At 55.2% G+C, this 13,051-nt stretch carries 11 protein-coding genes and 1 tRNA gene; 5 read left to right on the top strand and 7 right to left on the bottom strand.

Features of this window, described 5'->3' with window-relative positions; translation table 11 throughout:
- Positions 1-6 precede the first annotated feature (6 nt).
- A complete protein-coding gene (locus AAER43_RS15670) occupies positions 7-1,650 on the top strand; it encodes a multidrug ABC transporter permease/ATP-binding protein (protein WP_050862946.1) in 1,644 nt (547 codons plus the stop codon).
- Positions 1,651-1,798: 148 nt separating this feature from the next.
- Positions 1,799-3,235 (top strand): magnesium transporter, encoded by a 1,437-nt coding sequence (gene mgtE / locus AAER43_RS15665; RefSeq protein ID WP_014884601.1) that lies wholly within the window; start codon positions 1,799-1,801, stop codon positions 3,233-3,235.
- Here mgtE and AAER43_RS15660 read toward each other — a convergent pair.
- The gene (locus AAER43_RS15660) at positions 3,198-4,487 is read right to left on the bottom strand and encodes a SulP family inorganic anion transporter (protein WP_057057719.1); all 1,290 of its coding nucleotides are present in this window, start codon (positions 4,485-4,487) and stop codon (positions 3,198-3,200) included. The genes mgtE and AAER43_RS15660 overlap by 38 nt on opposite strands.
- Before the next feature lie 187 nt (positions 4,488-4,674).
- Between AAER43_RS15660 and mqo the strand changes: the two genes are divergently transcribed.
- Positions 4,675-6,324, top strand: a complete 1,650-nt coding sequence (gene mqo, locus AAER43_RS15655) for a malate dehydrogenase (quinone) (protein WP_014884599.1) — start codon at positions 4,675-4,677, stop codon at positions 6,322-6,324.
- Positions 6,325-6,404: 80 nt separating this feature from the next.
- Here the strand turns inward: mqo and eco are convergent, their stop codons facing one another.
- Positions 6,405-6,905 carry a serine protease inhibitor ecotin gene (gene eco / locus AAER43_RS15650; RefSeq protein ID WP_045134317.1) on the bottom strand — a complete coding sequence of 167 codons (501 nt, stop codon included), beginning with the start codon at positions 6,903-6,905 and terminating at the stop codon, positions 6,405-6,407.
- 208 nt (positions 6,906-7,113) lie between these two features.
- Between eco and AAER43_RS15645 the strand changes: the two genes are divergently transcribed.
- Positions 7,114-7,374: a DUF2534 family protein gene (locus AAER43_RS15645; RefSeq protein WP_008500962.1), complete on the top strand. Its 261-nt coding sequence runs from the start codon at positions 7,114-7,116 to the stop codon at positions 7,372-7,374.
- 92 nt (positions 7,375-7,466) lie between these two features.
- Here AAER43_RS15645 and AAER43_RS15640 read toward each other — a convergent pair.
- From AAER43_RS15640 to AAER43_RS15630, 3 genes are all read right to left on the bottom strand, one after another.
- A tRNA-Pro gene (locus tag AAER43_RS15640) sits at positions 7,467-7,543 on the bottom strand.
- A 71-nt stretch (positions 7,544-7,614) separates the two neighbouring features.
- Positions 7,615-9,375 (bottom strand): LPS biosynthesis-modulating metalloenzyme YejM, encoded by a 1,761-nt coding sequence (gene yejM, locus AAER43_RS15635; RefSeq protein WP_023330941.1) that lies wholly within the window; start codon positions 9,373-9,375, stop codon positions 7,615-7,617.
- A 19-nt stretch (positions 9,376-9,394) separates the two neighbouring features.
- A complete protein-coding gene (locus tag AAER43_RS15630; protein WP_014884596.1) occupies positions 9,395-9,622 on the bottom strand; it encodes a YejL family protein in 228 nt (75 codons plus the stop codon).
- A 134-nt stretch (positions 9,623-9,756) separates the two neighbouring features.
- Here AAER43_RS15630 and yejK point away from each other — a divergent pair, with 134 nt between their 5' ends.
- The gene (gene yejK, locus AAER43_RS15625) at positions 9,757-10,764 is read left to right on the top strand and encodes a nucleoid-associated protein YejK (protein ID WP_014884595.1); all 1,008 of its coding nucleotides are present in this window, start codon (positions 9,757-9,759) and stop codon (positions 10,762-10,764) included.
- Positions 10,765-10,815: 51 nt separating this feature from the next.
- On the opposite strand, the gene rplY is transcribed toward yejK, so the two are convergent.
- Together rplY and AAER43_RS15615 are read right to left on the bottom strand one after the other, a co-directional pair.
- Complete coding sequence (rplY, locus tag AAER43_RS15620; RefSeq protein WP_014884594.1) at positions 10,816-11,100, bottom strand: 50S ribosomal protein L25; 285 nt, start codon at positions 11,098-11,100, stop codon at positions 10,816-10,818.
- Positions 11,101-11,225: 125 nt separating this feature from the next.
- Positions 11,226-12,986, bottom strand: coding sequence for a DEAD/DEAH box helicase (locus tag AAER43_RS15615; protein WP_050862910.1), 1,761 nt, complete (start codon positions 12,984-12,986; stop codon positions 11,226-11,228).
- Positions 12,987-13,051: the final 65 nt, after the last annotated feature.

Raw genomic sequence — 13,051 nt, 5'->3', positions numbered from 1 at the left:
GCCTGCATGCAACTACTTCTCCTTGTCTGGCGTCAGTATCGCTGGCCCTTCATTGCCGTCATGGCGTTAAGCCTTGCCAGCGCCGCATTGGGTATTGGCCTGATCGCGTTTATTAACGTGCGGTTGATTGAAATGGTCGATACCTCACTCTCTGTTTTGCCAGAGTTTCTCGGCCTGCTGCTGCTGTTGATGGCGGTTACGCTTGGCTCTCAGCTGGCGCTAACCGCGCTCGGCCACCATTTCGTTTTCCGTTTGCGCAGCGAATTTATCAAGCGGATCCTGGACACTCAGGTTGAACGGGTGGAGCAACTTGGCAGCGCCTCCCTGCTGGCGGGGCTGACCAGCGACGTGCGGGCTATCACCATCGCGTTTGTTCGTCTGCCGGAGCTGGTGCAGGGGATCATTCTGACCTTTGGCTCGGCGGCTTATCTTGCCTGGCTCTCCAGTAAAATGCTGGCGGTGACCGCTCTGTGGATTGCCATTACCATCTGGGGCGGCTTTGTGCTGGTGTCACGCGTCTATAAACACATGGCGGTGCTGCGCGAAACGGAAGATAAACTGTATAACGATTACCAGACGGTGCTGGAAGGGCGCAAGGAGCTGACCCTGAACCGCGAGCGCGCCGAGTATATCTTCAATCACCTCTATATCCCGGACGCGCGCGAATATCGGCATCACATCATCCGCGCCGATACTTACCACCTGAGCGCGGTGAACTGGTCAAATATCATGATGCTGGGTGCCATTGGCCTGGTATTCTGGATGGCGAACAGCCTGGGCTGGGCGGACACCAACGTGGCGGCAACCTACTCACTGACGCTGCTGTTTTTACGCACGCCGCTGCTCTCGGCGGTCGGCGCATTGCCCACCTTGCTGAGCGCACAGGTGGCGTTTAACAAGCTCAAAAAATTCGACCTCGCGCCATTTAAGGCGGAATTCCCGCGCCCGCAAGCCTTCCCGGACTGGCAGACGCTGGAGCTGCGCGACGTGACGTTCCGCTATCAGGACAACGCCTTCTCCGTGGGGCCGGTCAACCTGACGATTCACCGCGGCGAACTGCTGTTCCTCATCGGCGGTAACGGCAGCGGTAAATCCACGCTGGCGATGCTGCTCACCGGACTCTACCAGCCGCAGTCGGGCGAGATTTTGCTGGACGGTAAGGCGCTGAGTGCCGGGAAACCTGAGGACTACCGCAAGCTCTTTTCGGCGGTATTTACCGACGTCTGGCTGTTCGATCGGCTGCTCGGCCCTGAAGGGCAGCAGGCCAATCCTGTGCTGGTGGAAAAATGGCTGGCACAGCTGCAGATGTCGCACAAGCTGGAGCTTCAGGATGGTAAAATTCTCAACCTGAAGCTCTCTAAAGGGCAGAAGAAGCGCGTGGCGCTGCTGCTGGCGCTGGCGGAAGAGCGCGACATCATTCTGCTGGACGAATGGGCGGCGGATCAGGATCCCCACTTCCGCCGTGAGTTCTATCAGGTGCTGCTGCCGCTGATGCAGGAGATGGGCAAAACCATTTTCGCCATTAGCCACGACGATCACTACTTCATTCACGCCGACCGTCTGCTGGAGATGCGCGATGGCAAGCTGAGCGAATTGACCGGTGACGAGCGTGCGGCGGCCTCGCGTGATGCGGTGGCGCGCACGGCCTGATGCCCTCACCTTAACCCTCTCCCACAGGGAGAGGGGATAGATCGTGGCCTTAATGCCGTTTTTTTCTTCATCCCGTCCCGTTGTTTATTCTTATTTACATATCCTCGCGCTATGCTTAACGCCAACTCATTTAATGGATTTATGATTGATGTCGGTATTAAAGAAAAACAGCGCCAGGCAGCGCGATCAGGAGCGTGCGCGACTCATCTGGCTTCTCACGACCGATAAAGCGGTCACTTCTACGTTATTAGGCAAACTGACCCTGGCTGAGCAATATGATGTCGGCACTTTAGCCGACGATATTGCTGAGGTAGGTGCGCTGGTTGCTCATTTACCCCCGCCGGATCTGGCGGATACGCTCGAAGCACTTCCCTCCGAAGAGCGTCACGCCCTGTGGCGTCTGGTGCAGGATCACGAGCGCGGGCAGGTACTGCTTGAAGCTTCGGAAAACGTCTGGGATGACCTGATCGACGAGATGAGCGACCGGGACATTCTCGATGCGCTGCAAACGCTGGATATCGACGAACAGATTTACCTTGTACAACACCTGCCGCGTAACCTGACCGGTCGCCTGCTGGCCTCCCTGCCTGCCGATGAGCGCGCGCGTGTCCGTCAGGTGATGCACTACGAGAAAAATAGCGTCGGCGCGATCATGGAGTTTGGCGTTATCACGGTGCGTCCGGACGTCACGCTCGGTACCGTGCAGCGCTACCTGCGTCGCCTGGGCAAGATGCCGGATAACACCGATAAACTGTTCGTTACCTCGCGGGATAAAACCCTGCTGGGCGAGCTGGAGCTGAAAACGATCCTGCTTAACAGCACCCAGCGGCGAGTCAGTGAGGTGATGGAAAACGAGCCGATGGTCTTCTCTCCTGAAGACGATGCTGAAAAAGCGGCACGTACCTTCGAACGTGACGACCTCGTGAGTGCGGCCGTCGTGGATTCCGTCGGCAAGCTGATGGGCCGTCTGACGGTTGATGAGATCGTTGACGTGGTCTACGAAGAGACCGATAACGACCTGCGCGCGCTCGGGGGGATCAGTGCCGAAGATGACGTCCACGCCTCCGTCGGTAAGGCGGTGAAAACGCGCTGGGCGTGGCTTGCCATTAATTTGTGTACCGCCTTTATCGCCTCCCGCGTAATCGATGGCTTTGAACACACCATTTCACAGCTGGTGGCTCTTGCGTCATTGATGCCGATTGTGGCCGGGATTGGCGGCAATACAGGAAACCAGACCATTACGATGATCGTCCGCGCGCTGGCGCTGGAAAATATTCAGCCCGGCAATTTCGCCTTTCTGATCTTCAGGGAGATGGGGGTGGCGCTGATCAACGGCCTGGTGTGGGGCGGCATTATGGGGGGCATCACCTGGTGGCTGTATGACGATATGGCCTTAGGCGGGGTGATGATGCTGGCGATGGTGCTGAATTTACTGGTGGCATCGATGATGGGGGTCATTATTCCACTGACCATGACCAAGCTGGGGCGCGACCCCGCGGTGGGGTCGAGCGTGATGATCACTGCCATCACCGATACCGGTGGTTTCTTTATTTTTCTTGGGCTTGCAACGCTTTTTCTGCTTTAAGACGACGTTTAATGCGGGCGGGAAGCAGTGCCATGAGGATAATCCCCCCCAGCACGCCAATCGCCAGGTTACCGGTTGATACCGTTGCGGCGACCGTCACCAGCATCACGACGGTTTCCGCAACCGGTGCATTTTTTACCGTTGCGGGCTGAATGCTGTGCCAGCTGAAGGTTCTGATGGCGACTATCGCCATAATGCCTGCCAGCACCGCCATCGGAATTTTAGCCATCACGTCGCTCAGCGCCGTCACCAGCACCAGTAAAACGATACCAGCCGCTAATGTTGAAATACGGCTTCGGCCTTTCCCCATCTCCACGTTGACGATGGTTTGTCCAATCATCGCGCAGCCTGCGATCCCGCCATAGAGCCCGGCCAGGATATTGCCCACGCCCAACCCGATGCTTTCACGGCGTTTACTGGACGGGGTGACGGTCAGTTCATCCACCAGCTTCGCCGTTAGCAGTGACTCCAGCAGCCCGACGAACGCAATGCTTAACGCGCACGGCCAGATAATGCTTAACGTTTCTATGTTCAGGGGGACCAGCAGTTGCGTCAGTCCCGGTAACCCGCCACTCATCGAGCCTTCATCACCCACCGTCGGCAGAATTTGCCCGCTGGTAACGGTGAACAACGTGAGCACCACTATCGCAATCAGCGGGGAAGGGATGCTTTTGATATAGCGCGGCACCCACAGCACGATAAGCAGCGTGAGCACGAACAGGCCGACGATTAACGGGCTTCGGCTCCAGAAGTGCGGAACCTGAGCAAAGAAAATTAAGATGCCGAGGGCGTTAACAAACCCGGTCATCACCGACTGAGGGATAAAGCGCATCAGCCTTGCCATGCCCAGTGCGCCAAACAGTATTTGGATCACCCCCGCCATGAGAACCGCCGGAAGAATGTACTGCACGCCGTGCTGGTGCACCATCGGGCCAATAACCAGCGCCACGGAACCGGCCGCCGCCGTGACCATCGCCGGACGACCGCCCAGCACAGACAAAGCAAAACACAACACCACGGAGGCGATCAGGCTGACTTTGGGATCAACGCCTGCAACCACCGAAAATGAGATCACTTCAGGGACCAGGGCCAGGGCGGTAATGACGCCCGCCAGCGTTTCACGCAACAGAAGTTTTGGCGAGCTAAGGACCGTGGTGACGCGGTCTTCGCCGGGTACAGCAGAATGGGGTAAGGACATAACTCTTCGCAGATTAGGGCAGGCTTCCGTGCGCGCGATCACAAAACGCCACATACTAGCCAGTAAACCCACGATTTACCAGCCACATCGATAATTCCTTACAAACAACCCACCATTAAATTTCACAATTACAATAATTTCGTAACCTTTAAACAATATTTAAAAGTTGTTACCGTGCCTCCGCAGCTTTTTTCACCTGCAATTTCCACGCATCAAGCACTTTTACACTAAGGCATAAATTATGAAAAAAATGACTGCCATGCTCTTTTCTCTGGCCGTGGGGCTTAACACCGTCTCTATGGCGGCGAAAGCTGACACCCCTAAAGAGCAGGAAACGGACGTCCTTTTAATTGGTGGCGGTATCATGAGCGCCACGCTGGGAACCTATCTGCAAGAACTTCAGCCGGACTGGTCCATGACCATGGTCGAGCGCCTTGATGGCGTGGCGCAGGAAAGTTCGAACGGCTGGAACAACGCCGGTACCGGACATTCGGCACTCATGGAACTGAACTATACGCCGCAGAAAAAGGACGGTTCCATTAGTATCGAGAAGGCGGTAGAGATCAACGAAGCGTTTCAGATCTCACGCCAGTTCTGGTCTCACCAGGTCAACAGCGGCGTGATGCATGACCCGCACTCCTTCATTAACACCGTACCGCACATGAGCTTTGTGTGGGGCGAGCAGAACGTCAACTTCCTGCGCGCGCGTTACGCTGCGCTGCAGCAGAGCACGCTCTTCCGTGGGATGAAATACTCTGAAGACCACGCTCAGATCAAAGAGTGGGCGCCGCTGGTGATGGAAGGTCGTGACCCGAACCAGAAAGTGGCCGCGACCCGGACCGAAATTGGTACCGACGTTAATTATGGCGAAATTACCCGTCAGCTGGTGACGTCTCTGAAGAAGAAAGAGAACTTCAACCTGCAGCTCAGCACCGAAGTGCGTGGTTTTAAGCGCAACGCGGATAACAGCTGGAGTGTGACCGTTGCCGATCTGAAAAACAACGAAGCCGAGCACGTCATCAAGGCGAAGTTTGTCTTTATTGGTGCCGGTGGGGCGGCGCTGAAACTGCTGCAGGAGTCCGGTATTCCTGAAGCTGACGACTATGCGGGATTCCCGGTTGGCGGTCAGTTCCTGGTATCCGAGAACCCGGAAGTGGTGAATCGTCATCTGGCAAAAGTGTACGGTCAGGCTTCCGTCGGTGCACCGCCGATGTCTGTTCCACACATCGACACCCGTATGCTTGACGGTAAGCGCGTGGTGCTGTTCGGACCGTTCGCGACTTTCTCCACCAAGTTCCTGAAAAATGGCTCCCTGTGGGATCTGCTCAGCGCCACGACCACCTCTAACGTCAAGCCGATGATGGACGTGGGTCTGGATAACTTCGATCTGGTGAAATATCTCATCAGCCAGGTGATGCTCTCTGACGAGGAACGCTTCGAGGCGCTGAAAGAGTACTATCCGCAGGCGAAGAAAGAAGACTGGCGTCTGTGGCAGGCGGGACAGCGCGTTCAGATCATCAAGCGTGACCCGAAAGAGGGCGGCGTGCTGCGTCTGGGTACGGAAGTGGTGAGCGATAAGGATGGCACGATTGCCGCGCTGCTGGGCGCGTCACCGGGTGCATCTACTGCTGCGCCAATCATGCTGCACCTGATGGAAAAAGTGTTTAAAGATAAAGTTGCCAGCCCGGAATGGCAGGCGAAGCTGAAAACGATTATTCCATCCTACGGTACGAAGCTGAACGGGAATGTCGACGCGACGGAGCAGGAGCTGGAATACACCAGCCGCGTATTGCAGTTGCAATATGTGAAGCCGCAGGCAGCGGATGCTGCGCCAAAGGCGGAACTGAAGCCTCAGGCGGAAAACAAACCGGTTGCGGATATCGCCCTGTAAGGTAAAAGCAAAACGGTAACATTCGTTACCGTTTTTAGTGTTGTAGGTCGGGTAAGGCGAAGCCGCCACCCGACTTAATTTCAACGTACTACCGCTTGTCCGACATTCTCATCCGCTTTCCATACGCGGTATTTCACTTCTACGTTTTCAGGCGTATACACCACGACAGGCAACTTGCTGTTATAGCGCAGCAGACTGTTATCACCCAGATATGCCGTTACAAATTTCTTCTCTTTCTTGCCGTCCGGGCACGCCATCATGGTGGAGACGGGGGAGGTCACTTTGTCGAAGACGTAGTAATCGTAGCCCCAACCTTCCAGCGTTTTGCTCTCCAGTTGGCCGCCCAGTCGGTGCTGGTTACAGTCCACTTCCAGCGTTTTACCAATCAACAGCTCCACTTTGTAGTTCGCTTCGTCCTGCAGAACCGGTAGCTGAATCACCTGACGTTTCATCCCTTTGTCCGCTTTCGGATAGGGGGCAACTTTTTCCAGCGGCTGCTCTTTTTGGGTTTCGCTGGCGAAAGCGCCGGTGCTGATGCACGCGGCAATCAGGGCGATGGCAAATTTAGGTGCGTTTTTCATTGTCATTCCTTTATGTCAAAACGAGCCGAATCAGATTAGCATAACACTTATGAATGATTAGCGTCATTTACTTACATTTTCAATATAAGTGGTGTAATGAACCTGACTTGCACTATAAATCCAGTTTTTTGTGCTGAAATGGTATCTGGCGGCAGATCGTGTTATTTTGAACGCCACATAATGTTATTCATCTGTAAAGGGAAGAGAGATGGTTCGTGCAAAACTGAAAACACCTGAAGGCCGCAAGTTCCTCCTGGCGCTACTGGTTGTGTTTATGATTGCGGCCGCGTGCGTGGGGCGGGCAACCATTGTTGGCGTTATCGAACAGTACAACATTCCTCTCTCCGCCTGGACCACCAGCATGTATGTTCTGCAATCGGCGATGATCTTCGTTTACAGCCTTGTCTTCACCGTTCTGCTTGCTATCCCGCTGGGCATTTTCTTCCTGGGTGGACGTGAGAAGCACTAAGCGCCGACGTGCGATAAGGAAGCCATCCTGCGGGGTGGCTTTTTTATGCATAAAAAAAACCAGCCATAAGAGGCTGGTTTTCAATGTGTTTTTGGTCGGCACGAGAGGATTTGAACCTCCGACCCCCGACACCCCATGACGGTGCGCTACCAGGCTGCGCTACGTGCCGACGCATAAAAAGATACTACTCGATTCCGTTTCGAATGCAAGAGAATCTGTCGCTAACTGGTTTATAATTAATCAGTTAGCGATAAAGCGCTTCTCATCCGTCAGGACCTGCAGCAACAGGCTCAGCTGCGGTTTCTGGTCCTTCAACCGTTCACCCTGTAGATTATACGTCTGGTAATTTCCGTTACTGTTCAGCACCAGCGTCAGCGTCGGTGTGGTCACCGCCAGCGTGTTACCGTCTGCTGATGTCACCCAATTATGGCGGCGCGCGGCGCTGAAAAGATCCTGCCCCTGCGAATACTCGTTTGCTGGCGTACTGACGTGCAGCAGGCGTTGCATCAGGGTCGTCATAACATCTTTATGTTCAGTGAGCATATTGATGCGCTGCGCCGGCGTTCCCGGCCAGTGGATCACCAGCGGTACATGCAGGTTCGGGCGTGACCAGCTCATGCTCTTCGTTTCGTCGCCGAGCGGTACACCATGGCCTGCGGTCACAATCACGACAGTGTTATCGAGCTTGCCTGATTCGCGTAGCGCGTCAAGAACGCGGCCGATCTGCGCGTCAACATTGCTGGCCGCACGGCTGTATCGGCGGGCAAAGCCAGTCTGGTTGCTGTCGTCAAGCGTGGTGCCGTTAAAGGCCACCCACGAGAACCAGCGGTTATCTTCCTGGGCGTAGCGCTGCAGCCAGTTTATCCACTGGTTTGCGGTCTGGGTATCAGACTGGCTCTGCGCAGCAGGCAGCGAGAAATCAGACAACAGCGCCTGGCGGTAGAGTGGGCTGTTAAAGCCATCGGATGAGAACAACCCTAACTGATAGCCTTGCTGATTCAGTCCGGTAATTAGCGCCGCAGGAATGCGTGCAGCCAGAACGCCATCCATGTATCCGGCAGAAATGCCATAGAACAGGCCAAAGATACCCGCATCGGTAGTGTTCCCGGAACTCATATGCTGGGTGAACGAGACGTTTTGACTCGCGAAATCGGCCAGCGCAGGCATCTGCTTCTCGTAACGGGAATAGTTCAGACCATCGACGGTAATCAGCAGGACGTTTTGTCCGCGGCCCATATCGCGATAGCGCAGTTCACTCAGCGGATACTGAACGCTGACCGCTTCCGGATTACCCTGTTCGACCAGACGACGCTGATACTCCTGGGCATCTAACAGGCCGTGTTTCTCAAGGAAACGACGGGCCGTCATGGGGTACGAGAGCGGCAGGTTGGCACGCTGCATCGTAATGGGGCGATAGAAGTTCGCATCCGCCCAGATGTACATGATGTGCGAACTGATAAATGAGATGAAAAAGAGTGCGGCGACGGGCTTCGCGTAGTGGCGGCGTCGGGTCAGGCTGCGGAGCTTTTGCCAGCTCCAGGTGGCGAACAACATCTCAATCAGCAGGATCACCGGGACGCTGATAAACATCAGCTGCCAGTCACGAGCCGTTTCGTTCTGGTCAGGGTTGATCACCAGTTCCCAGACGATAGGGTTAAGATGCAGGTGGAAACGGGTGAACACTTCACTGTCGATAAGCAGCAGCGTCATCCCTGCTGTGGCAAGGATCGCGGATAAGAACCGCATCAGACGCTGCGACATGACGATAAACGTCAGAGGAAACAGGATCAGCAGATAGGTGGCGAATACCAAAAAGCTAAAGTGACCGACAACGCTTATCCAGGAGTAGATACGCCCGGTTAGCGTGGTTGGCCAGTCTGCGACAAACAGATAACGACAGCCAATCACCGCCGCTAACAGAATGTTAAACAGGGCAAACCAGTGTCCCCAGCTGACCATCTGGGAGACTTTTTCACGGTAGCGCTGACGATTCGTCACCATAAACTGTTGTTCGTTTCCCTTAATGGGCCTGGTCGTTGCTGACGGATGACTGTAACGCCTGGGCGAAAGATTTTGCGATCGCCTGACGCTGAGCCGGAGCAACGCTGGTGTTGATAAGGTTGGTGACCATATTTCCCAAAACCATCAGGGAGAGATCGGTCGGCGTTTTATGTTTTTCCAGTACGTTGACCAGCTCACTGAGCAGTTGTTCAACGTGTTCATCACTGTAGCGGGAATGTTGTGGCATAAATCAAAATCAGTTTGTTGATGAAAGGGCAACATATTACCGTAGCAACAGCTTTTTTTCCCCTTTTTTATCTGTTGTTGCACACATGTCCTGGTGGTGGTTGAATACCGCCCGGTCTAAAAGGAGAGTTTATCATGAGTCTGGAAATCAACCAGATTGCCTTGCACCAGCTTATCAAGCGTGATGAGCAAACCCTTGAAGTGGTGCTACGCGATTCGTTACTGGAACCCACGGCGACCGTTGTGGAAATGATGGCTGAGTTGCATCGCGTCTACAGCGCCAAAAATAAAGCCTATGGTCTGTTCAGCGAAGAGAGTGAACTGGCTGATAGCCTGCGCCTGCAGCGTCAGGGGGAAGAGGATTTCCTGGCGTTTAGCCGCGCGGCCACCGGGCGTCTGCGCGACGAACTGGCAAAATATCCCTTCGCCGACGGCGGCATCGTCCTGTTCTGCCACTATCGCTACCTGGCGGTAGAGTATCTGCTGGTTACCGTGCTGAATAACTTGAGCAGCATGCGCGTGAATGAGCAACTGGATATCAGCTCGACGCATTATCTGGATATCAACCATGCGGATATTGTGGCGCGGATTGATTTGACCGAGTGGGAAACCAACCCGGAATCGACCCGCTACCTGACCTTCCTGAAAGGGCGTGTGGGCCGTAAAGTGGCCGATTTCTTTATGGATTTCCTCGGCGCCAGCGAAGGACTTAACGCCAAAGCGCAGAACAAAGGGCTGTTGCAGGCGGTAGATGACTTTACGGCTGAGGCGCAGCTCGATAAATCTGAACGCCAGAACGTGCGTCAGCAGGTTTACAGCTACTGCAACGAACAGCTGCAGGCGGGGGAAGAGATTGAGCTGGAGTCGCTGTCAAAAGAGCTGGCGGGCGTCAGCGAAGTCAGCTTCCAGGCGTTCACCGCAGAGAAAGGCTATGAGCTTGAAGAGAGCTTCCCGGCGGATCGCAGTACGCTGCGTCAGTTAACCAAATTTGCCGGGAGCGGCGGTGGGTTAACCATCAACTTCGATGCCATGCTGCTGGGGGAACGTATCTTCTGGGATCCTGCCACCGATACGCTGACCATCAAAGGCACGCCGCCAAACCTGCGCGATCAGCTTCAGCGTCGCACCTCGGGCGGTAAATAATCGCCATAAAAAAACCCCGCCGAAGCGGGGTTTTTCTCGACAGGTTTGCGATTACGCGCGAACGAAGTCGATGTGAGTCAGTTTTGGCTTGAACGCGTGACGCTGAACAGCCTGAACTTTCACTTTTTCTTCTTTACCGCCAACAACGATGGTCAGAACTTCGCTGTAGAATTCAGCTTTGGTCTGCAGGTTCCATACTTTGTCGTGATCCAGTTCGATTGCAACTGGAGCAGCTTCGCCACCGTAAACGATAGCCGGGAACTTGTTAGCGGTACGCAGGCGGCGGCTCGCACCCTTACCCTGCACGTTACGTACTTCTGCTTCGATAGTGAACATTGATTTCTCTCTGTATTTAAAACCCTACTACAGGCGACCCAGCAGCAGGTGAGTGTTCTGCCCCACGGATGTGAAGCGGGCGGCATTTTATACTCAAACGCCGCTCACATCAATGAAAAGTCCTGCTAACCACGCAATTCGTTTGCCCGACGATAGCGACCTTCATAGTCAAAGACCTTCTCACGTACCTGCCAGAACTGGCCTTTCTTGCGGGCGACAACAAAATCCGGATGGCGCAGCAGCGCCTGCTGATGCACGATATCTGCCACGGTGATCCAGCGCAGCGGCACGCCGGGCGTGCGGGTATGCGGGCGGATAAACAGTTGCTCAAATGCCGTGCGCTGGGCTGGCGTCTGTACCCGTAACCGCTCGCTGACGTCAGCGCCGTCCTCGTCGTAATAGGTAATTTTTAGCCACTCGCCTTTTTCATCCGCGCCCGGCTGTAAGGCCATGCCGGAACAGCGCAGCACCAGCGCATCTTTCAGCTTCAGCGCCGCTTTCAGCATGTCGTCCGGGTCGACCAGCACCGTGTCGCACTCACGGCAGCGGCGGGCGGCAATGTCATTTTCGGCGTTGCACTGTGGACAGTTTTTGAAACGAAAACGGAAATCGCACTGCTCGCGATGCCCGTCATCATCTTCAAACCAGCCCTGACAGCGGCGGCCAAAGTGTTCGATCAGCGTGCCGTCGGCGGTGGTTTTCCCCCAGAAGGTGTTGGCAAACCCGCAGGCTGGACAAAACACCTGTACCGGCACGTTGTCACTTTTGCCTTTTGGCGTGCCCACTTCGGGAGAGTAAAGATCGTGCGGGTTACCGGCGTAATCGAGGATCAGACAGTCAGTTTTGCCCGGTGCCAGGCGCAGACCACGACCGACAATCTGCTGATACAGGCTGACGGATTCCGTCGGGCGCAAAATCGCAATCAGGTCGACGTGCGGGGCGTCAAAACCGGTGGTTAGCACGGAAACATTCACCAGATAGCGGAACTGCTGGGCTTTAAACGCCTCAATCAGTCTGTCACGCTCAGGGCCGGGCGTTTCGCCGGTAATTAACGCAGCGTCGTCAGCGGGGAGCAGTCCGGTAATTTCTCGCGCGTGCTCGACTGTCGCGGCAAAGATCATCACCCCTTTGCGCGTCGCGGCAAACTCCTCAATCTGGCTGATGATATGCGGCGTTATGCGCTTTTGCTTATTCAACTCCTGGTTGAGATCCGCTTCGCTGAATAAGCCGTTGCTCTGCGCCTGTAACCGGCTGAAGTCGTACTGTACCACCGGCATATCCAGCCGCTCGGGGGGCGTCAGGTAGCCGTGTTTAATCATGTAGCGCAGCGGAAGTTCGTAGATACAGTCGCTGAACAGCGCTTTTTCATCGCCACGCACCATGCCGTGATAATGAAAGCGGTAAATCCAGCCTTTGCCCAGGCGAAACGGGGTTGCCGTCAGGCCCAGCAGGCGTAAGTGAGGGTTCACCTCTTTCAGGTGCGTGAGGATTTGCTGATACTGGCTGTCGTCGTCATCGCTGATGCGGTGACACTCGTCGACAATCAGCAGCGAAAATTCGCTGCGAAACAGATCCAGGTTGCGGGCGACCGACTGCACGCTGCCAAAGACAACCTTACCGTGGCTCTCTTTACGCTTGAGCCCGGCGGCGAAAATATCGGCCTCCAGCCCCAGCGCGCAATACTTGGCGTGGTTTTGCGCGACCAGCTCTTTGACGTGCGCCAGCACCAGCACGCGGCCACGCGCCAGGCGGGCCAGCTCGGCAATGACCAGGCTTTTGCCTGCGCCGGTCGGGAGGACAATCGCCGCCGGTTCCCGGTGTTTGCGAAACCAGGCGAGGGTGGCGTCAACGGCTTCCTGCTGATAGGGACGAAGTGTAAAAGTCATGGTGTCTCAGTTTCGTTAATCCGCATATAGTATGCCACGAAACTTTTTCCCTTGAGTGGCGCAAC

Origin of the sequence: Enterobacter sp. FUJ80071 (assembly GCF_038739915.1) — a bacterium.
GTDB lineage: Bacteria > Pseudomonadota > Gammaproteobacteria > Enterobacterales > Enterobacteriaceae > Enterobacter > Enterobacter kobei.
The sequence above is the reverse complement of the archived record's forward strand: the minus strand, read 5'-3'. Positions and strand labels throughout refer to the sequence as shown.

Bases quoted from the DNA above. Each gene is read 5' to 3' on its own strand.
- AAER43_RS15645 (WP_008500962.1), top strand. From the start codon at position 7,114: ATGGTTCGTGCAAAACTGAAAACACCTGAAGGCCGCAAGTTCCTCCTG.
- rplY (WP_014884594.1), bottom strand. From the start codon at position 11,100: ATGTTCACTATCGAAGCAGAAGTACGTAACGTGCAGGGTAAGGGTGCG.
- AAER43_RS15660 (WP_057057719.1), bottom strand. From the start codon at position 4,487: ATGTGGCGTTTTGTGATCGCGCGCACGGAAGCCTGCCCTAATCTGCGA.
- AAER43_RS15615 (WP_050862910.1), bottom strand. From the start codon at position 12,986: ATGACTTTTACACTTCGTCCCTATCAGCAGGAAGCCGTTGACGCCACC.
- eco (WP_045134317.1), bottom strand. From the start codon at position 6,905: ATGAAAAACGCACCTAAATTTGCCATCGCCCTGATTGCCGCGTGCATC.
- mgtE (WP_014884601.1), top strand. From the start codon at position 1,799: ATGTCGGTATTAAAGAAAAACAGCGCCAGGCAGCGCGATCAGGAGCGT.
- AAER43_RS15670 (WP_050862946.1), top strand. From the start codon at position 7: ATGCAACTACTTCTCCTTGTCTGGCGTCAGTATCGCTGGCCCTTCATT.
- AAER43_RS15630 (WP_014884596.1), bottom strand. From the start codon at position 9,622: ATGCCACAACATTCCCGCTACAGTGATGAACACGTTGAACAACTGCTC.
- yejM (WP_023330941.1), bottom strand. From the start codon at position 9,375: ATGGTGACGAATCGTCAGCGCTACCGTGAAAAAGTCTCCCAGATGGTC.
- mqo (WP_014884599.1), top strand. From the start codon at position 4,675: ATGAAAAAAATGACTGCCATGCTCTTTTCTCTGGCCGTGGGGCTTAAC.
- yejK (WP_014884595.1), top strand. From the start codon at position 9,757: ATGAGTCTGGAAATCAACCAGATTGCCTTGCACCAGCTTATCAAGCGT.